At 71.9% G+C, this 20,727-nt stretch carries 7 protein-coding genes; 2 read left to right on the top strand and 5 right to left on the bottom strand.

Annotated elements, in window-relative coordinates; translation table 11 throughout:
- Positions 1–28: 28 nt before the first annotated feature.
- The 4 genes from ON26_RS14920 to ON26_RS14935 all read right to left on the bottom strand — a co-directional run bounded on the left by ON26_RS14920 (position 29) and on the right by ON26_RS14935 (position 18,282).
- Positions 29–13,858 carry a non-ribosomal peptide synthetase gene (locus ON26_RS14920; protein ID WP_083884094.1) on the bottom strand — a complete coding sequence of 4,610 codons (13,830 nt, stop codon included), beginning with the start codon at positions 13,856–13,858 and terminating at the stop codon, positions 29–31.
- 426 nt (positions 13,859–14,284) lie between these two features.
- Positions 14,285–16,141 (bottom strand): apolipoprotein N-acyltransferase, encoded by a 1,857-nt coding sequence (lnt, locus tag ON26_RS14925; protein ID WP_245545859.1) that lies wholly within the window; start codon positions 16,139–16,141, stop codon positions 14,285–14,287.
- Positions 16,138–17,730 carry an amidohydrolase gene (locus tag ON26_RS14930; protein ID WP_040796734.1) on the bottom strand — a complete coding sequence of 531 codons (1,593 nt, stop codon included), beginning with the start codon at positions 17,728–17,730 and terminating at the stop codon, positions 16,138–16,140. The genes lnt and ON26_RS14930 overlap by 4 nt, the downstream gene beginning before the upstream one ends.
- Positions 17,731–17,796: 66 nt before the next feature.
- Positions 17,797–18,282, bottom strand: a complete 486-nt coding sequence (locus ON26_RS14935; protein WP_040796735.1) for an FxsA family protein — start codon at positions 18,280–18,282, stop codon at positions 17,797–17,799.
- Positions 18,283–18,537: 255 nt separating this feature from the next.
- On the opposite strand from ON26_RS14935, the gene ON26_RS14940 reads away from it, so the two are divergent.
- Positions 18,538–19,374, top strand: a complete 837-nt coding sequence (locus tag ON26_RS14940) for a mycofactocin-coupled SDR family oxidoreductase (RefSeq protein ID WP_040796784.1) — start codon at positions 18,538–18,540, stop codon at positions 19,372–19,374.
- A gap of 28 nt (positions 19,375–19,402) precedes the next feature.
- Here ON26_RS14940 and ON26_RS14945 read toward each other — a convergent pair whose 3' ends face one another.
- Positions 19,403–20,062: a response regulator gene (locus ON26_RS14945; RefSeq protein ID WP_040796736.1), complete on the bottom strand. Its 660-nt coding sequence runs from the start codon at positions 20,060–20,062 to the stop codon at positions 19,403–19,405.
- A 115-nt stretch (positions 20,063–20,177) separates the two neighbouring features.
- On the opposite strand from ON26_RS14945, the gene ON26_RS14950 reads away from it, so the two are divergent.
- The gene (locus tag ON26_RS14950) at positions 20,178–20,699 is read left to right on the top strand and encodes a DUF4132 domain-containing protein (RefSeq protein WP_040796737.1); all 522 of its coding nucleotides are present in this window, start codon (positions 20,178–20,180) and stop codon (positions 20,697–20,699) included.
- Positions 20,700–20,727 lie beyond the last annotated feature (28 nt).

The raw sequence follows: 20,727 nt of genomic DNA on the forward strand, positions 1-20,727 counted from the left end.
CACTCACCAGAGTTCTCCTTCGTCGGAATCACTGCTCGGTCGGATCCACATCGCCGTCCAGATGCGCCCGCAGCAGCGGGCCGATCCGGTCGAGCGCTTCGGGGGTCGTCATCGCCGCGTGCGAGCACGCCACCTCGTGCTCGACGACCGCACCCGCCACGAACGGCTGCCAGGCCGCCGCGCGCCGGTCGGCGTCGACGCGGTTGATCTCGTCGTCGGCCGCGTGGAAGAACACCAGGTCACCGTCGAACAGGCGGGGCCGGAAGCCGTGCGCGAGCACGGTGCCGGTGGCGTACTCGCGGAACAGGCCGCGCAGATGGTCGTCGGTCAGCGCCGCGAACGGTCCGGGCCGGTCCCGCAGCAGCCGCGCCGCCTGGTCGACATCGAGTTCGGGTCCCGCCTGGTCGCCGAGGTCGATGCCGAATTCGGCGAGGATCTCGGCGGCCGACGGCATCGCCCGGTCCAGCCAGCGGTCGGTCAGCCGGTGACTGTCGAGCATGGCCAGGGTGGCCACCTCGTCGCCGCCTTCACGCAGGCGCACCGCGATCTCGTGGGCTATCAGACCGCCCAGCGACCAGCCGGCCAGATGGTAGGGGCCCCGCGGCTGGATCGACCGGATGACGCCGACGTAGTGTTCGGCCGCCTCGTCCATCGAGGCGAAGCCCGCGGTCCCGGTGACGTGCGGGGACTGCAAGCCGAACACCGGCAGGTCCGCGGGCAGGTGGGCGAGCAGCCCGGCATAGCACCAGGACAGTCCGACGCCGGGCGGCACGCAGAACAGCGCGGGCCTGCCGCCGCCGGAGCGCAGCGGCAGCACCGGGGCCAGGGCCGCCGTCACCGCCGCCGCCGGATCGGCGTCGGACAGCTTGGCCGCGACCGCGGCGGGAGTCGCGTCGGCGAACATCACCTGCACCGGCATCTCGATGCCGAGCGCGCGCAGTTCGGCGACGACCTTGGTGGCCAGCAGCGAGTTGCCGCCGAGTTCGAAGAATCCGTCGTCCACGCCGACCCGCTCGACACCGAGCACGGAGGCGTAGGCCGCGCACAGCGCCGCCTCGACCGCCGTGCTCGGGGCGCGGTATTCGCCCGCACCGGTGAACACCGGCTCCGGCAGCCGCTTGCGGTCCAGCTTGCCGGTGGGACCGAGCGGCACCTCGTCGATGAGCATGATCGCCTGCGGGACCATGTAATTCGGCACCAGCGTGGCGGTGTGCGCGGTCAACTCTCCGGCGGTGACGGCGATGCCGGGGTGCGGCTTCACATACGACACCAGCGCGGTGCTGCCCGCCGCGGTCCTGTGCCCGAATGTCGTCGATATCGCGACCGCGGGATGCTTGGCCAGTGCGGCGTCGATCTCGCCGAGTTCGATGCGGAAACCGCGGATCTTGACCTGGTGGTCGGCCCGTCCCACGTACTCGACCTCGCCGGGCGAAGCGGGCCGCCTGCGCACCAGGTCGCCGGTGCGGTACATGCGCTCGCCGGGCTTGCCGTACGGGTTGGCCACGAACCGCTGCGCGGTCAGCCCGGGCTGGTTCAGGTAGCCACGGGCCAGCGCGTTGCCGGACAGGTGCAGTTCGCCGGTGACGCCCACCGGGGAGGGATGCAACCGCCGGTCCAGGATGCTCGCGCCCACACCGCGGATCGGGCCGCCGATGGTGATGGGGCCGTTCGGGATCAGCGCCTGCGACATGAACGTCACGATGGTGGTCTCGGTGGGCCCGTACACGTTGTAGAGATTGCGGCCCACCGACCACCGGTTGGCCATGTCCGGCGGCAGCGCCTCGCCGCCCGCCAGCACATGCCGCAGATCGGTGATCTGTTCGGGATCGACGGTGCCCAGCGCGGAGGTGGTGATGAACGCGTGGGTGATCTCCTCCTCGATCAGGGTGCGGGTCAGCTCCGCCCCGCCGACCACCCCGGTGGGCGCGATGACCAGCGTGGCCGCGCCGCCGAGGGCGAACAGCAGATCGAGCATCACCGCGTCGAAGCTGGGGGTCGCGAAGTTGAGCACCCGGTCGGCGGGGCGCACGTCGTAGCGCTGCGCGCATTCGGCCGCGAAGTTCGACAGACCGCCGTGCGAGACGACCACGCCCTTGGGTTTGCCGGTGGACCCGGAGGTGTAGATGACATAGGCCGGGTTCTCCAGGCGCAGCGGGCTGCGCCGGTCGCGCTGGGTGATCGGAGCGGGCGAGGCGGCCAGCACCGCGGCGCGGAACCGCTTGTCGTCGAGGAGGATCCAGCCCGAATCGGCGGGCAGGTCGTCGCGGTGCTCGGCGAGCGTGAGCCCGAGCGCCGCGCCGGAGTCGGCGAGCATGTGCGCGATCCGGTCGGCCGGGTACAGCGGGTCGACCGGCACGAAGGCCGCGCCCGTCTTCGCCACCGCCAGCATGGCGGCGATCGCCTCGACCGAGCGGGTGAATCCGAGCGCCACCAGGGTCTCGGGCCCGGCGCCCGCGTCGATCAGCACCCGTGCCAGCCGGTTGGTCCACCGGTCCAGCGCCTCGTAGGTGACCTCGGTGCCGTCGCTGCACAGGGCCACCGCGAACGGGTCGTGCGCGACCGCCGCGGCGAATACCTCCGGGAAGGTGATCGGGTGGTCGGCCGCAACGCCGCGTACCTCTGCCAGGCCGGACCATTCGACCGGGTCGAGCAGTTGCAGATCGCCGACGTGGGTGGCGGGGCCGGACGCGATGCCCGTGATCAGCCTGCGCAGACGCTTGCCGAGCGCCCTGGCCGTCGACTCGTCGAACAGGTCGCCGGCATAGGTCACCGCCAGGGTGATGCCGTCGGGTTCGCGCAGCGGCGTGTGTGATTCGGTGAGCGTGAACTGCAGGTCGAATTTGGCGATCCCGGTGTCGATGTCCTCGGCCTCGATGCGCAGGCCGGGCAGTTCCAGCACCCGCACCGGGTGGTCGCGCACCGAGAGCATCACCTGGAACAGCGGGTGATGCGCCTGCGAGCGCGCCGGGTTGAGCACCTCGACCAGCCGCTCGAACGGCAGGTCGGCGTGGGCGAAGGCGTCGAGATCGGTCTCGCGGATGTCGCGCAGCAGGTCGGTGAAGCGCGCGTCGGGGTCGATCCGGGTGCGCAGGACCAGCGTGTTGACGAACATGCCGATCATCCGGTCCAGCGCGGGGTGGCCGCGCCCGGCGATGGCGGTGCCGACGGTGATGTCGTCGGTGCCGGTCATCCGGTGCAGCAGCACGGCCAGCGCCGCGTGCAGGATCATGAACATGCTGACGTTGTTGGCGACGGCGACGCGGTGCAGTTCGCGGTGGGTGTAGGCGTCGATCGCGCATTCGACGGTGCCGCCGCGATAGGACGGGACCGGCGGGCGCGGACGATCGGCGGGCACCGACAGCAGCTCGGGGCTGCCGTCGAGGGTGCGCGCCCAGTAGTCGAGCTGACGGCTCAGCGGCGAGGCCGGGTCGTCCTCGGATCCGAGCGTGTCCTGTTGCCACAGTGTGTAATCCGCGTACTGCAGCTCCGGCTCGGGCCAGTCGGCCTCGCGTCCGGCGCAGGCCGCGCGATAGGCGGCGGCCACGTCGGCGGCCAGCGGCTCCAGCGACCAGCCGTCGATGGCGATGTGGTGCACGACGAGCACGAGCACGTTCTGGGTGGCGGTGGCCGGGGTGGCCACGCCCAGTTCCGACGCGTCGGCGAGGGTGACCAGCGCGGCGCGCAACGGCGGGGCCGCGGCGAGGTCGAAGCCGCCCGCCGCGAAGCCGCGCACGGTGGCGGCCACCTCGTCCTCGGTGACCGTGGCGGTGTAGAGCGTCACGGCGGCCTCGGCGGGATCGAGCACCACCTGGGTGGGCGCGCCGTCGATCTCCGGGTACACCGTGCGCAGCGACTCGTGGCGGCGCTGCACCTCGTGCAGTGCGGTGACCAGCGCGGGCAGTTCGAGCTTGCCGTGCAGGCGCAGGACCACCGGGACGTTGTAGGCGCCCGCGGTGTTTCCGGCGGCGCCGGCGTTGAAGCGGTCGAGGAACCACAGCCTGCGCTGGGCAGCCGAGAGCGGGATCCGCTCGGGCCGTTCGCGTTTGACGGGCGCGGGCCGCTCGTGACCCGGCTCCGAGCCGGCGCGGGCGTCCAGTGCGGCCGCGAGCCCGGCGACGGTCGGCGTGGTGAAGACGCCGCGCACCTCCAGCCGGACGCCGGTGGCCGCGCCCAACCGGGCGACCAGCTGGGTGGCCAGCAGCGAGGTACCGCCGATCTCGAAGAAGTTGTCGTCGGCGTGGACGCCCTCGGTGCCGAGCAGGTCGCCCATCACCGCGGCCACCAGGCGCTCGGTGCCGGTCTCGGGTTCGCGGCCCGCGCTCGCGGCAGGCAGCACCGGTTCCGGCAGGGCGGCCCGGTCCAGTTTGCCCACCGGCGTGAGCGGGATGTCCGCGAGCACGGTGATGCTCGCGGGCACCATGTACCCGGGCAGGTGTTCGGCGACATGGGCACGGACCTGCGCCACATCCGGAGCGGCCTCGCCTGCCGTCAGGTGCACGAAGGACACCAGCCGATCGGCGCCGTTGATCCTGCGGACCTCGGTGTGCGCGAAGCGGATCCGCGGGTGCGTGGTGAGGGTGGCGTCGATCTCGCCGAGCTCGATGCGGAAACCGCGCATCTTCACCTGGAAATCGCTGCGCCCCAGGTAGACCAGCGACTGCTCGGCCGTCCAGCGCACCACGTCGCCGGTGCGGTACAGCCGTGCACCGGGAGCGCCGTACGGGTCGGCGACGAACCGGGAGGCGGTCAGCCCGAACCGGTCCAGGTAGCCGGCCGCCACGCCGGGACCGCCGAGGTAGAGCTCACCGGCGACCCCGATCGGGACCGGACGCAGCCGTTCGTCGAGCACCACGGCGTGCGCGCCCCGCACCAGGGTGCCGATGGTGATCTGCTCGCCCGCCGTGAGCGGCGCGGACATCGTCGCGACGATGGTGGTCTCGGTCGGGCCGTAGACGTTGAGCATCCGGCGCCCGTGCGCCCAACGCGCCACCAGTTCGGGACCGAGCGCCTCGCCGCCGACCATCAGACTGCGCAGGCGGGGCAGGGCCCACCGGTCGCGGTCGATGGTGGCCAGCGCGGCCGTGGTGATGAAGGCGTGCGTGACGTGCTCACGCTCGATCAGTTCGGCCAGTTCGTCGCCGCCGTAGATCTGTGGCGGGCAGATCACCATGGCGGCGGCGGGCCCGAGCGCCATCAGCAGGTCGAGCACCGCCGCGTCGAAGCTCGGCGTGGCGAAATGCAGTGTGCGCGAGTCGCCGTCGCTGTCGAGCCGGTCACGCATCTCGTCGCCGAAGTCCGCCAGGCCCGCCTGCGTCACGGCCACGCCCTTCGGCGTGCCGGTGGATCCGGAGGTGTAGACGAGATAGGCGACGTCCGCGCCGAGCATGGCGCGGGTCGGCTCGTTCCCGGCGATCGGATGGCTCGCGTAGCCGTCGAGTTCCGAGCGGAAACGCGGGTCGTCGAGCAGCAGCCAGCCGGTCGGGGCGCACTCCCGTAACGCGGCCGCGTGTGCGGCAGTGGTGATGCCGAAGGTGCTGCCGGAATCGGTGAGCATGTGGCGCACCCGGTCGGCCGGATAGTTCGGGTCGACCGGGACGAACGCCGCACCCGATTTGGCGACGGCCAGCACGGCCAGGACGGAGTCGACGGATCGGGTCAGCCCGAGCGCGACCCGATCCCCCGGGCCGACACCGCGGGCGATGAGCGCGCGGGCCAGGCGGTTGGCGCGGCGGTCCGCTTCGGCGTAGGTCAGCTCGATGCCGTCGGCCACCGACACCAGCGCGGTGCGGGTCGCACCGCGGCGCACGGCGTCGGCGAAGTAGCCGGCCAGGGTCCGCACGCCGCGGGTCGTCGACGATCCGGGCGCGGCATGTCCGCGGGTGCCCGGCAGCCGGGACGTCGCGAACCCGGCGGCGGGCGCCGCCCCTCGCACGGGGGCGAAGTGGACGCGCTCGACGTCGGTGCGGGCGTCGATGTCGCGGATCAGCACCTGTGGATCGGCGCAGACGGCGGCGAGCACGCGCTGGAAGCGGTGGGCCAGGGTGCGGACGGTCTCGGCGTCGAAGAGTTCGGCGGCGTAGACGAAGACGAATGCCGGACCCCGGCTCGGGGATACGGACGTCGAAGCGACGGTGTCGGCGGTGACCCGCAGTTCGAGGTCGAACTTCGCGGCCGCGATGTCGAGTTCCTCGGCTCGCAGTTCCAGCCCCGGCAGTCGCAGCGCGGGGGCGGGACCGTCCTGCACGGTCAGGGCGACCTGCACGACCGGATGTTGCGCGCCGGAACCCGCGGCCCGGCCGATCTCGTCGACGACCCGCTCGAACGGCACGTCGGCGTTGGCGATGGCCGCCAGCTCGTTGTCGCGGTCGGCGCGCAGCAACTCGACGAAGGAGGCGTCCGGGTCCACCCGCGAGCGCAGCACCAGGGTGTTGACGAACATGCCGACCAGATCGTCGAGCGCGGTGTCGGTGCGGCCGGCCACGGGGGTGCCGATCACGATGTCGTGTCCGCCGGTGACCGCGCGCAACAGCACCGCCAGCGCCGAGCGGACCACCATGAACAGGCTCACGCCCTGCTCCCGGGCCACCGCGGCCAGTGCGTCACGCACCTGCTCGGGCAGCGCGAGTTCGACTGTCCCGGAACGATAATGCCCGTCCTCCGGCCGCGCACGGTCGTACGGCAGCGGCAGTTCCTCGGGCAGTTCCGCGAGCGCCTCCCGCCAGTAGGCCAGCTGGGCGCCCGCGGCACTGCCGGCGTCGTCGGCGTCGCCGAGGCAGGCGCGCTGCCAGAGCCCGAAATCGGCGTACTGCACCGGCAGCGGCGTCCAGGCCGGATCGGCGCCGTCGCAGCGAGCCCGGTAGGCGGTGACCAGGTCGCGGGTCAGCGGCATCAGCGACCAGCCGTCGGCGGCGATGTGGTGTAGCACGATGCCGAGCAGGTAGCGGTCCGCGCCGGTGCGCAGCAGCATGACGCGCAGCGGAGTGTCGGTGGTCAGGTCGAAGCCGGTGCGGGCGAAGGCGGTCAGGCGCTCGTCCGCGAGATCGGGACCGACGTCGGCGAACCGGGTCTCGGGCAGGGCGTCGGCGACGGGAAGCACCACCTGGTGGGCGCCCGCGCCGTCCTCCGGGTACACCGTGCGCAGCACCTCGTGGCGTTCGACGATGTCGACGAGGGCGGCGCGCAGCGCGGCGAGGTCGAGCGGTCCGTCGATCCGCAGGGTGAAAGCGATGTTGTAGGCACTGGATTCGGGCGCGTACCGGTTCAGGAACCACAGCCGCTGTTGGGGCAGCGACAGCGGCAGGCGCGCCGGGCGCGGATCGGCCGCGGTCAGCGGGATCCGGTTGGTCCGGGGGGCGGTGGCCAGCCTGGTGGCGACGCCGGCGACGGTCGGCGCCTCGAAGATCTCGCGCACGGGCAGTTCCGCACCGAATTCGGCGTGCAGGGCGGCGGTCAGGCGGGTCGCCAGCAGCGAGGTGCCGCCGATGTCGAAGAAGCTGTCCTCCGCACCGGGCACCGGGCGGCCGAGCACCCGCTGGAACACCGCGGCCACCCGGCGCTCGGTGTCGGTGCGCGGTGCGCGCGTGGGGCCCGCGGCGACGAATTGCGGTGCGGGCAGCGCCTTGCGGTCCAGCTTGCCCGAGGGCGTCATCGGCACCTCGTCGAGCACCATGATCGACGCGGGCACCATGTAGCCGGGCAGCCGGTCCCGGACGGTGGCGAGGATGTCGGCGGCGTGCAGCGGTGCGCCGCCCGGCTCACCGGTCACATAGGCGGCCAGCCGGGGGTGACCGTGTTCATCGGAGTGCACCACGGTCATGGCGAATCCGACGCCGGGATGATCGCGCAGCACATGGTCGATCTCGCGCAGTTCGATGCGGAAGCCGCGGATCTTGACCTGGTCGTCGGCGCGGCCGAGGAAGCGCAGCGTCCCCGCGGCGTCGGTCACCACCAGATCACCCGTGCGGTACATGCGTTCGCCGCGCCTGCCGAGCGGATTGGCCGGGAAACGCTGCGCGGTCAGGCCGTTGCGGCCCAGGTAGCAGCGGGCCAGACCGGGGCCCGACAGGTAGAGCTCACCCGGCGTGCCCGGCGGCACCGGGCGCAGCCGGGCGTCCAGCACGAACAGCCGCATTCCGCGCACCGGCCTGCCCAGCGGCACCGGCTGCCCGGCGATCATGGGCGCCGAGGCGGTCGCGGCCACCGTGGCTTCCGAGGGGCCGTACATATTGTGCATGCGGTGCCGGGTGGCCCAGGTGGCGACCAGATCCTCCGAGCACGCCTCACCGCCGACGATGACGGTCGACAGATCGGGCAGGTCGCCGGCGGGCACCGTGGCCAGCGCCGCGGGCGTGACGAAGGCGTGGGTCACCCGCTCGGAACGCAGCAGCTCGGCCAGTTCCCGGCCGCCGTACATGCCCACGGGGGCGATCACCATCGTCGCGCCGGCCGCGAAGGCCAGCAGCAGTTCGAGCACGGAGGCGTCGAAACTCGGTGAGGAGAAGTGCAGGGTGCGGGCCCCGACGGTGATGCCGAACAGGTGCACCTGCTCGTGGGCGAGCGAGGTCAGGCCCGCGTGGGTGACGACCACGGCCTTCGGTGTGCCGGTCGAACCGGAGGTGTAGATGAGATACGCCGGGTGCGCGACCCGCAGCGGGAGCAGCCGGTCGGCGTCGGTGAGCGGGTCCGCGGAGTGGCGGGCGCATTCGGCCCCGAATTCCGCCGAGCCGAGCACGAGCCAATCCGAGGCGGTCCGCGCGTGCCTGCCGCGCTCGGCGGTGGGCCAGGCGGGCAGGGTCGTCACCGATTCCGGGAGGGTCACGCCGAGCAGGGCGCCGGAGTCGGCGAGCATGTGCGCGATACGTTCCGGCGGGTAGCCGGGGTCGACCGGTACGTAGGCCGCGCCGGTCTTGGCGACGGCCCAGATCGCGATGATGGCCTCGAGTCCGCGTGGCATCGCGACCGCGACCACCGTCTCCGGTGCGGCGCCGTGTGCGACGAGCGCGCGGGCCAGCCGATTCGAGCGCGCGTCGAGTTCGGCGTAGCTGGTGTCGCGGTAGCCCGTCCCCGGTTCGAGGTGGCGCACGGCGACGGCGTCGGGCACCCGTTCGGCCGTCTCGGACAGCAGGCGCGCCAGGGTGACCGGCGGATCCGCCGGCGCCGCGGCCAGCGGGGCGAGATTGGCGAGCTCGCGGGCGTCGAGCAGCTCGATGTCGCCGACCGGCAGAGCGGGCGCGGCCAGGGCGGTTTCCAGCACGGTGACGAACCGGCGCGCGAACGCCTCGATGGTGCCGTGGTCGAACACATCGGTGGCATAGACGAATTCGGCATCGAGCGAGCCGTCGGCCCGGCCGTCGTGCACCTCGAGATGCAGGTCGAACTTGGCGATGTCGGCGGCCACCTCCAGTACCTCGGCGGTGACCCCGGGCAGTTCGATCCGCAGCTCGGGCGTGTGGTCGTAGGACAGCATCACCTGGAACAGCGGGTGCCTGCCGGTGGCTCGCTCCGGATTGACCGCCTCCACCAGCCGTTCGAAGGGGACGTCGGCGTTGGCGAAGGCGTCGAGATCGGCATCGCGCACCACCTCGAGCACCCGCTCGAATCCGGCTGCCTGATCCACCTCGGTGCGCAGCACCAGCGTGTTGACGAACATGCCGACCAGCTCGTCGAGCGCCGGATCGGAGCGGCCCGCGATGGGCGTGCCGATGGCGATGTCGGTGCTCGCGCACAGTCGCGACAGCAGGGTCGCCAATGCGGCATGCAGGACCATGAACAAGCTGACCCCGCGCCCGGCGGCGAGTTCGGCTGCGGCGGAGCGTATTTCGGGCGCGATCGGGAACCGGACGCGGGCGGCGGCGGCGTTGCGGCGCAGCGGGCGCGGACGGTCCAGCGGCAGGTCGAGCTGATCGGGCAGGCCGTCCAGCGCCGAACGCCAGTACGCCAGTTGACGATTCACTCCGCTGCCGGCGTCGCCTTCGGCCCCGAGCAGCGCGTGCTGCCAGAGCGCGAAGTCGGCGTACTGCACCGGAAGCGGAGTCCAGCGTGGGGCGTGGCCCTGGGAGCGGGCCGTGACCGCGGCCATCAGATCGCGGGCCAGCGGGGCGATCGACCAGCCGTCGCCGCTGATGTGGTGCAGCACGATCAGGAAGACGTGCTTGCGGGGGCCGGTCGACCACAGTGCCACCCGCAGCGGCGCCTGGTTGCGCAGATCGAAACCGTAGCCGGCGAATTCGGCGGCCAGTGCGGCGACATCGCCGCCGGTGGCGTCGATCGGGTCGAGGGTCAGCGGTATGTCCTCGGCCCGGTGGATCGACTGGTAAGGGCCGTCGGCTCCTTCCGGGAAGGTGGTGCGCAGGCTCTCGTGCCGGTCGATGACGTCGACCAACCCGGCGCGCAGCGCCGCCAGATCGAGCGGCCCGTCCAGCCGCAGCGCCAGCGGCATGTTGTAGGCGGACGCGTGCTCGGCGAACCGGTTCAGGATCCACAGCCGTTGCTGGGCGGGCGAGAGCGGGATGTGCGCGGGGCGGGTCGCCGGCGCCAGGCGCGGCGACGTCTCGTCGGGCACGCCGGCGGCGAAGCGCTCGGCCAGCGCACCCACCGTGGGCGATTCGAACAGGTCACGGATGGTGAGCCCGAGCCCGAGGTCGGCGGTGATCCGGGCGACCGCGCGGGCCGCGCTCAGCGAATTGCCGCCGAGATCGAAGAAGCCGTCCTCCACGCCCACGTCGTCGCGGCCGAGCACGTCGGCGAAGATCTCGGCCAGCAACTGCTCGGTCGCCGTCCTGGGCCGGGTCTCGGCCGCCGAACGCACCGGGCGTTCCGGGGGCGCGGGCAGCGCCTTGCGGTCGATCTTGCCGTTGACGTTGAGCGGCAGCTCGGCCAGCTGCACCAGCGCCGACGGCACCATGTAGCCGGGCAGCGTGCGGCGCAGCCCGGCGAGGATGTCGTCGATGTCGAGGACGGGCGACTGCCCGGTCGCGTGCTCCGCCGCGGCGGACGGTTCGGACATCGCGGCGGGGTCCCGGGTGGCGGGGTCGCCCTGCGCGGCGACGATGTAGGCGACGAGCTCGTCCCCGCCGCGGCCGGGTCGCGCGACACAGACCGCGCGCGCGATCCGGGCGTCGCCGAGCAAGACCGCCTCGATCTCGCCGAGTTCCAGCCGCTGGCCGCGAATCTTCACCTGGAAGTCGGTGCGGCCCAGGTAGTCCAGCGCGCCGGGGGCGCCGGGCGCGGTGTCCTGCCGCCAACGCGCCAGGTCCCCGGTGCGATACATGCGGGCACCGGGGACGAACGGATCGGCGACGAATCGGTCTGCGGTGAGCACCGGTCTGCCCAGGTAGCCGCGGGCCAGCTGCACGCCGGCCAGGTACAGCTCGCCGGTGACACCGGGCGGGACGGGGCGCAGGTGCGGGTCGAGCACATAGGTGCGGGTGTTCCAGATCGGCGAGCCGATCGGCACGGTGGCGATGCCGGGCGGGCAGGGCCAGGCGGTGACGTCGACGGCCGCCTCGGTCGGCCCGTACAGATTGTGCAGGTAGGGGCCGGTGTCGCGACCCGCGCCGAGCGCGGCGTGGAAGGCCGTGACGGTGGCGGCGGGCAGCGCCTCGCCGCTGCAGAACACCCGGCGCAGGACCCGGCAGTCGCGCACATCGGTGTCGGTGACGAACACCGAGAGCATGGAGGGCACGAAATGAGCTGTGGTGACGGACTTCTCGGCGATCACGCGAGCGAGGTAGGCCGGGTCGCGGTGGCCGTCGGGCGCGGCGACGACCAAGCGTGCGCCGACCTGCAAGGGCCAGAAGAACTCCCACACCGAGACGTCGAAGGTGGCCGGGGTCTTCTGCAGGACGGCGTCGGTCTCGTCGAGCGGGTACTCGTGCTGCATCCAGCGGAGCCGGTTGACGATGGCGGCGTGGCTGATACCCACACCCTTGGGCTTGCCGGTGGACCCGGAAGTGAACAGCACATAGGCCAGATGCTGTGGGCGCAGCGGCGCGGTGCGCTCCGTGTCGGTGATCGGAGCGGGGTCGTAGCGTGCCAACGGCGCGGTGTCGACGGCGAGCACCGGGGTGTGGGCGGGGGGCTCGAGACCGTCGCGTTCGGCGACCAGCACGCAGACCGGCGCGGCCTGGTCGAGGATGCCCTCCCGGCGTCCGGCGGGATGGTCGGGGTCCAGCGGCAGGTAGGCCGCACCGGTCTTGACGATCGCGTACATGCCGGCGACCAGGTCGATGCCGCGTGGCAGGCACAGCGCGACCACGGTCTCGGGGCCGGCGCCGCGCTCGATCAGCAGCCGGGCCAGCCGGTTGGTCCGCGTGTCGAACTCGGCGTAGGTCAGGGTGGTGCCCTCGACGTCGAGGGCGATCGCCTCGGGGCATTGCGCTGCGCGCTCGGCGAACAGCGAGACCAGGGTCTCCTCGGGCAGGTCGACCTCGGTGGCGTTCCAGGCCCGCACCACCAGTTCGCGTTCGCCGGCGGTGATCGCCTGCAGAGCGCGCACGGTCGTGTCGCGACCGGCGGTCAGGAAGCGGGCCAGGTAGTCCAGGAAGCGTTCGTGATGCGCGGTCACCTCACGCTCGGCGTAGAGCAGCCGGTTGGCCTCGAAGTCGAGGTGGATGCCGCCCTCGCCGTTGTAGATGTTGACCGACAGATCCTCCACCGGGCCGGTGGACAACACGTGCAGTTCGCCCACCGAGCTGCCGAACCGCAGCTCGTTGTTGAACATCATGATGTTGACCATCGGACCGAAGAAACCGCGGGTGTTGGCCGAGTAGCCGCAGTCGCGCCGGATGTCCTCGTGCCGGTAGCGCTGGTGACGTAGGGCGCCGGTGATCTCCAGTTCGGCGGCGCGCACGATGTCGGCGACGGTGGTCCCGGCCGCGAAACCGAAGCGCAGCGGCACCACGTTCGACAGCACGCCCGCGGAACGACGCAGCGCCACGGTGGTGCGGGCGGCGACCGGCAGGCTGAGCACCACGTCCGGATCGCCGGTCACCGAATGCACGTACCCGGCCAGGGCGGCGACCAGCAGCGTCGAGGTGTTGGACTCGAATTCGGCGGCGGCTTCGTCGAGCGCGACGCCGAGTTCGTCGTCGAGCACGCCCTGCGCCAGCCGCCTGCCCGGATCCGGCATGGGACCGGCCGCGACGGTGGACAGACTGATCGGCTCCCCCGCGCCCGCGAGATGCTCGGTCCAGTACGCCCGGTCGCGTTCGTGCCTGCTGGTGCGGTGGTAGGCGGACTCGTCGGCGTAGATCTCGGCCAGCGGTGTCGCGCGCGAGACGCTGGGTTCGGTGTGGTTCTCCAGCGCGGTGTAGATCTCGGCGGTGCGGGCCACGCCGGTCATGGCGGCGTAACCGTCGATCAGGATGTGATGGCCACGGGCGTACCAGAGGTATTCCCTATCCCCGATGCGCAGGATGACATTCGTGACCAGCGGGTCGTTCTCGATGTCGATGGGTGAGGCGGCGTGCTCGCTCATCCAGCGCATCGCGGCCGCGCGTGGATCGGGCCGATCACGCAGGTCCAGCCGCCCCCAGCCCGGCCTGCGGGAGGGGTCGAGGACCTGCCGTGGCGTCCCGTCGATCTCCAGCACGCGCAGGTAGGCCGACTGGTTCTCCGCCCCGCACCGCTCGACCGCGTAGAGCAGCCGCCCGACGTCGAGATCACCGTGGATCTCCACGTACTGCGCGATGGTCAGCGGCACGTCGGGGCGGATGCGCTGGGCGTACCAGAGCGCGGTCTGGGCGGGTGAGAGATCGAAGAGCCGGTCGACGAGGCGGTCGGACAGATCCCGGGCCGTGGGATGCCCGGCCAAGCCACTCGAATTGCAGTCGACGCGATCGGTGGCCAACGAACTCATCAATCACTCCATTCTTCCGCAGCTGACTCCGAGCCCCCGAGCACCGGATGGCCCTCGCACGCACGCGTGGAGGGCCGCAGGACGTGACACGTCTTGAATTCGGAGCCCGTACGCGGGCGGATTGCCGGAGCCCTCGTTTTGTCGGTCATTCGTACGACTCCAACGATGCTGCGCGAGCGACGAATTCAACGGCTATCCGACAGTTAATTTCCCGTAACGAATGTAGGGACTGTCATTTCGCACCCAAAAAGGGTCTCTACCAGCCGAATTGGCCGAAGAGGTGAATCTTCAGCGAATCATGGCGCGTCGGAAGACAGACATCATCGGGCAAATCAGACGTGGGCGAGATCACACAGTGCCGGACACGCAGAGACCTTCGGGCACAGCCGGATCCGCCGCTGTACGGGACCGACCGGTTCGGTATCGCTACCGATCTCGGCGGCGGAGAACCACGGCCACGACGACGGCGCTCACGGTCAACACCACGGCCAGCAATTCGGGGACTCCGCCGAGCCGGGTGGCCGGGGTCGTCACCGAGCGCAGCGGCAATGTGCTGACGAGCGCGGCCGGCACGAACAGTTCGGTGGACTGCTCGATCGAGCCGTCGGCGGCGACGATCGCGCTGACCCCGGAGGTCGCCGCGACGACCAGTGCGCGGCCGTGCTCGACCGCCCGCACCCGCGACATGGCCAGCTGCTGGTAGGTCATCTCGCTGTCGCCGAAGGTGGCGTTGTTGGTCGGCACGGTGAGCAACTGCGCGCCCGAGGCCAGCGAATCGCGGAACGCGCGGTCGAAGGCCACCTCGTAGCAGGTGGCCACGCCGATCCGCGCGCCCGCGGCCTCGACCGTGCCGTCGCCGTCGCCGGGCACGAAGTATCCGGCCCGGTCGGCGTAATCCGAGAACAGCCGGAAGAACGAACGCATCGGCAGATATTCGCCGAACGGCTGGACGATCTTCTTGTCGTGACGCTCCTGCGGTCCGTTCGCGCCGTCCCAGACGATGACCGAGTTGGTGGTGGTCCTGTCACCGTTGATCAGCACGGCGCCGACCAGAATGGGCGCGCCGATCCGCTCCGAAGCCCTGGTGATGATCTCGGCGGCGTCGGCATTGCGCAGCGGGTCGATATCGGAGGAGTTCTCCGGCCAGATGACCACGTCGGGCCGGGGCGCCTCGCCCGCGTCGACCTGGTCGGCCAGTTCCTCCGTGCGGCGCACGTGGTTGTCGAGGACGGCGCGGCGCTGGGCGTTGAAGTCCAGCCCAAGCCGCGGCACGCTGCCCTGGACGGCGGCGACGGTGATCCGGTCGTCCCCGTCGTCGGCATCGGGCAGCGCGGACCGCAGCGCCAGGCCCGCCGCGGGGAGAACGACGATCGAGACCGCGATCACCGCGGCCCAGCTGCGCCACACCGGCTGACCCGCGCTCGACATCCGCTTCGCGCTCGTCCGGCCACGCACCACGGGGACGAGCTCTGTCACGAGCACGACCAGCGCGCATCCGACGAACGCGACGACGAAACCGATCAGCGGAGCGCCACCCAGCGCGGCCAGCGACAGGAACCATCCGTCCGCCTGCCCGAAGGCCAGCCGTCCCCAGGGGAATCCGCCGAACGGGAAACTCGACCGCGCCCATTCGACGCCCACCCACGCCAGCGCCACCCACACCGGCCAGCCCGGCAGCCGGACGAGCAGCCGCGTCAGCACCCCGAACAGCCCGATATAGAGCGCACAAGCGACCGAGAGCGCCAACCACGGACCCGGCCCCACATAGATCCCCGTCCACGGCAGCAGCGGCAGGAAGAACCCCAGTCCCGCCAGGAAGCCGTAGCCGAAGCCACTGCGCATCCGGTCCCCGGCGCGCAGCACCCCGACGAGCACCGCGACGCCGACCGGCGCGAGGAACCAATACGGACGTGGCGGGAAGCTGCCGAAGATCAGCAGGCCCGCGAGGATCGCCGCCGCCGACTTCCACAGCACCGGCCATCGCGACAAGGCGGCCCACACCCGGCCCGTGCCCACCGCGCTTCGAGTGCCCTCTGCCGTGGCCGTGCTTCCCTTCGCGTCCACGGCATCGGTGACCGTATCCGCGCGCACCGTCGACGGATCAGCGCCCGCGTCGGCCGACGGCTGGTCGCTCGCCTCGACCGCCCGCTCGCCCGGCGCGGCCGTGCGGGTCGGCGCCGCCACTGCGGCACTTCCTCCCGTCGGGTGCGCGCGGGCGGTCCGCTGTTCGGCCTCCGCGCTCTCGCGAGCATCCGCTTCCGCGCGCCGGTCACTCATGGTCATGCCTCGTAGATGGTCACGCCCGCGCGGACCGTGCGCAGGCAGCGCGGCAACGGCGAATCATGCTCCAGCGCGGGCAGTCCCGGCACCCGGGAGCGCGGATCGGTGGACCACCGCTGCACCGAGGCGGTCGAGGCGGCCACGACGAGTTCGTCGGCTGCCCAGACGGCGTAGTCGGCGGGGGCGCCGGGGACGAGGGTGCCTGCGACGCCGTCTCGCACGCCGCCCGCGCGCCACGCGCCCCTGGTGGCGGCGGCGAACGCGGCGCGCGGGGAGATCCCGTGGTCGGGGGTGCGGTGCAGGGCCGCCGCGCGGACAGCGGCCCACGGGTTCATCTCGGTCACCGGCGCGTCGGACCCGATGGCCAGCGAGATGCCGGCCGCGGCCATCGCGGCGTAGGGATTGAGGCCCGCGGCGCGCTTGTCGCCCAGGCGGGCGGCGTACATGCCGTCGGTCCCGCCCCAGGCGGCGTCGAAGGCAGGCTGGACGCTGGCGATCACGCCCCAGCGGGCCAGTTTCTCGATCTGGTCGGCGTCGAGCATCTCGGCGTGTTCCACGCGGTGTCCCCGCGCGGCCACGGCCGGGCCGCCGAGCGCGTCGACCGTCTGCTCGAAGCCGGCGACCACGGCGTCCATGCCCGCGTCGCCGATGACGTGGAATCCGGCCTGGATGCCGGCCTCGGTGCAGGCGCGCAGATGCGCGCCGATCGCGTCGGCGTCGAGATAGCTGGTGCCGGTTCCGGGAGCGTCGGCATAGGGCTCGCGCAGCCACGCGGTGCGTGACCCGAGCGAGCCGTCCACGAACAGGTCGCCGCCCAGCGCGTGCGCACCGGTGGCGGCAAGCAGCTCACGGGCCTCCTCGGCGGTGCGCACCGCTTCTCCCCAGTAGGCGCGCACCGCGACGCCGTGTTCGAATTCGAGCAGTTCGCGCAGGTCCTCGCGGCCGGAGATCTCCGGGCCCGCGCACTCGTGCACCGCGACGATGCCGTGCGCGGCGGCGGTGTCGAGGGCGACGCGGCGGGCGTGGTCACGCTGAGTCCGATCGAGACCGGCCAGGGCGGCGGCGCGCACCAGGTGATGCGCGTGCGCGCGCAGCGGCTCCCCCGGGGCGTAGCCGGGGGTCGCGGGCGGCACATCGGCGAGCAGGGCGGTGGAGACGGCCGCGGAATGGGCGTCGACGCGGGCCAGATACACCCGCCTGCCTGCGCCCGCCGCGGCGTCGAGTTCCTCGGCGGAGGGGGCGCGGCGTTCCGGCCAGCGGGTCTCGTCCCAGCCCGAGCCGAGGACGGTCGCGTCCGGGTGCGCGGCGGCGAACTCGGTGACCGCGCGCAGACATTCGGCCAGCGAGCCCGCACCCGACAGGTCGAGCCCGGTCAGGCGCAGGCCGTGGGCGGTGACGTGGATATGCGGCTCCACGAAGGCGGGAGCGACGAAGGCGCCGTCCAGATCGATGATCTCCGCGTCCGGGTGCAACGCCCGACCCGGCTGCTCGGCGCCCAGCCACACCACCGTGCCGTCGGTGACCGCCATCGCGGTCGCGTCCGGGGAACTGGCGCTGTAGAAGCGGCCGCCGATGAGCAACTGGGTTCGCACGGCTGTCCAGTCTGCCGTATGGCCGCGGCCGCGCCGTGCCCCGGTCGGTGTCTCGCGGGGCCGGGGTCAGGCGGGGTCGATGGCGCGATGCCCGGTGCCGCGGCCGTCGTCGTACCACTGCCGCACGACCACGCCGTCCACGACATCGCCCTCCGCGTCGATCACCACGCCCCGGTACCGCGTCTGCCCGACGAAGCCGCCGACCCGGCGAGCGGCCAGCGCGGTCACCGCGGGACGCACCAGTGCGCGGGTGAACGGCAGCAGCAGGAGCAGACCCGCCACCGAGGTCACCAGGCCGGGCACGAACATCAGCACCGCGCCCAGCGCCACCAGCAGACCGTCGGCGACCGCGGTCCCCGGCTTCACCTCACCCCGGCCGACCCGCCGGAACTGATCGAACACCCGCCGGCCCTGCCCGCCGACCAGCACCATGCCGACGGCGGAGCCCGCGATCAGCAACAGGATGGTCGCGAACACGCCGATCCACTGGGCGACCGCCACCAGCGCGGCGATCTCGACGACGACGTAGAGCACGAACAACAGGGCGGGCATCGCGGTTTCCTTCCGGAGATCTACCCGTACAACGTCGGGAAGCCCGATTTTTCTCCCGACCGGGCGGACTCGTTCCGACTCGGTCCGTGTCCGGCCGCGGGGTTCCTCGGCCGACCGCGCCGGATTAGTCTCGTCGGTGTCGGCCGGTCACCGATCGAATCGGTGTCACATCTGCTGTCCGGGGGTCGATCGAGGTCCGAACGTCGTTCTCACATGCGTGCAGCCGAAGTTGCCTGTGACGAGGAGGCGAAGCCCGTGGGGTTGCTCGACGGCAAGGTCGCGTTCGTCACCGGCGCCGCGCGCGGGCAGGGCCGCTCCCATGCGGTACTGCTGGCCGAGGAAGGCGCCGACATCATCGCGCTCGATATCTGCGCGCAGGTCCGGACGGTCGCCTACCCGATGTCCACGCCGGACGATCTCGCCGAGACGGTCCGTCGAGTGGAGCGGACCGGTCGCCGGATCGTCGCGACCGAGACCGACGTGCGGGACGGCGCGGCCGTGCGGGCCGCGGTCGAGGACGGGGTCGCGCGGCTGGGACGGCTGGACATCGTGGTCGCCAACGCGGGCGTCATGACCCTCGCGCCGGTCGAGGAGATCACCGACGAGATGTGGGACGACGTCATCGGCATCGATCTGTCGGGAGTGTTCAAGACGGTCCGGGCGGCGTTGCCGCATCTGAAGGCCACCGGTGACGGCGGCGCGATCGTGCTGATCGGATCCACCTCGGGTCTGCACGGCTACCAGCATCTGGCGCACTATGTGGCCGCGAAGCACGGCGTCGCCGGATTGACCAAGACGCTGGCGAACGAACTGGCACGACACCGGATTCGCGTCAACGCGGTCCACCCGACGACGGTGGACACCACCATGATCCACAACGAGTACACCTACGGGGTGTTCGCTCCGGGCCGGAAGGTCTCGGAGGTCACCCGCGAGGAAGCCGCGGCGGCGATGAGTGCCGCGCACGCGCTGCCGGTCGGCTGGGTCGACCCGAGCGACATCAGTCACGCCGTGTTGTGGCTGGTCAGCGACGCGGCGCGCTACGTCACCGGCGTCCAGTTGCCGATCGACGCCGGAGCGGTGAACAAGTGAGGACCGGCTCGCGCACCCAGCGCTTGGCTCATCCGCCGGGGCGCACCAGCCCCGTCTCGTAGGCGAGCACCACCGCCTGCACCCGGTCGCGCAGGCCGAGCTTGGTCAACACCCGCCCGACATGCGTCTTCACGGTGGCCTCCGAGAGGAACAGTTCGGCGGCGATCTCGGCGTTGGAGCGGCCCGCGGCGATCTGCTCGAGGACTTCGCGTTCGCGGGCGGTGAGCGAGTCCAGGATCGAGGGATCGCGCATGCCCGCGGGGTCGGCGGCCACCATGCGGTCGAGCAGGCGTTTGGTCACCTTCGGCGAGACCACCGCATCGCCCGCCGCGACACTGCGCACCGCGGAGATCAGATCCTCCGGCGGGGTGTCCTTGAGCAGGAATCCGCTCGCGCCGGCGCGCAGGGCGCCGAGGGCGTGCTCGTCGAGGTCGAAGGTGGTCATGACGAGGACTTTGCTTCCGGTGCCCGCCTCCAGGATGCGGGTGGTCGCGGTGACTCCGTCGACCACCGGCATGCGCACATCCATCAGCACCACATCGGGGCGCAGCTCCCTGGTGCGGGTGAGCGCGACCGCGCCGTTGTCCGCCTCGCCGACCACCTCGATGTCGGGCTGCGCGCCGAGCACCATCTTCAAGCCCATGCGCATCAATTCCTGGTCGTCCACGACGAGTACGGTGATCGGCACCGCACCAATCTAACCTCGCCGCCGACCCGCTCGATCACGGTCCCGCGAGCGGAGAGCGGTGTCGGCGCTCGTCGTTACGCTTTCCGGTTCGATCGATCCAATCGTGGTGGGGCGCATGAACGAAGAACTCCGAATGCTCGACATCCCCGACATCCCCGATGTCTCCGACTTCCCCCGCATCCCGGCTGCCGGACGGCGCATCCGGACGCGGCCGGCGCCCGGAACACCGCTGCGGTGCGCGGCTGTGCCCGCGCCGGTGCTGTCGCGGCCGGTGTTCCGGCTGACCGACGCCGAACGCGGCGCCACCTCGCTGGCGAGGTTCGCCCGGCGGATGGTGCCGACGCCCGCGCTGGCGCGCTTGGGCAGAGCGGGCTGGCGACTCGCCCGCCCCGTCGACGGCGTGCACGATCACCTCTACCGGCCCGTCGGCGCGGACCTGCGGGTGCTGCTGCAACTCGACGACGGCCTGTCCGCCGACGATCCGTGGGCGGAGGACGAACGCGTGGTGGAGGCCGTCGAGTTGTCCTCGGCTCCGCTCGCGCCGTGGTGGAGTCGTTGCGGCGACACCGCTTTCGGCGTTCTCGACCCGCTCACGGCGAGCGAGGTGCTGCGCGAACTGACCGACGCCCTGGGCTGAGCAACACCTCGAACCGAGCACCGTCCGG

The sequence above is a fragment of the Nocardia higoensis NBRC 100133 genome, from assembly GCF_000308595.1.
Taxonomy (GTDB): Bacteria; Actinomycetota; Actinomycetes; order Mycobacteriales; family Mycobacteriaceae; genus Nocardia; species Nocardia higoensis.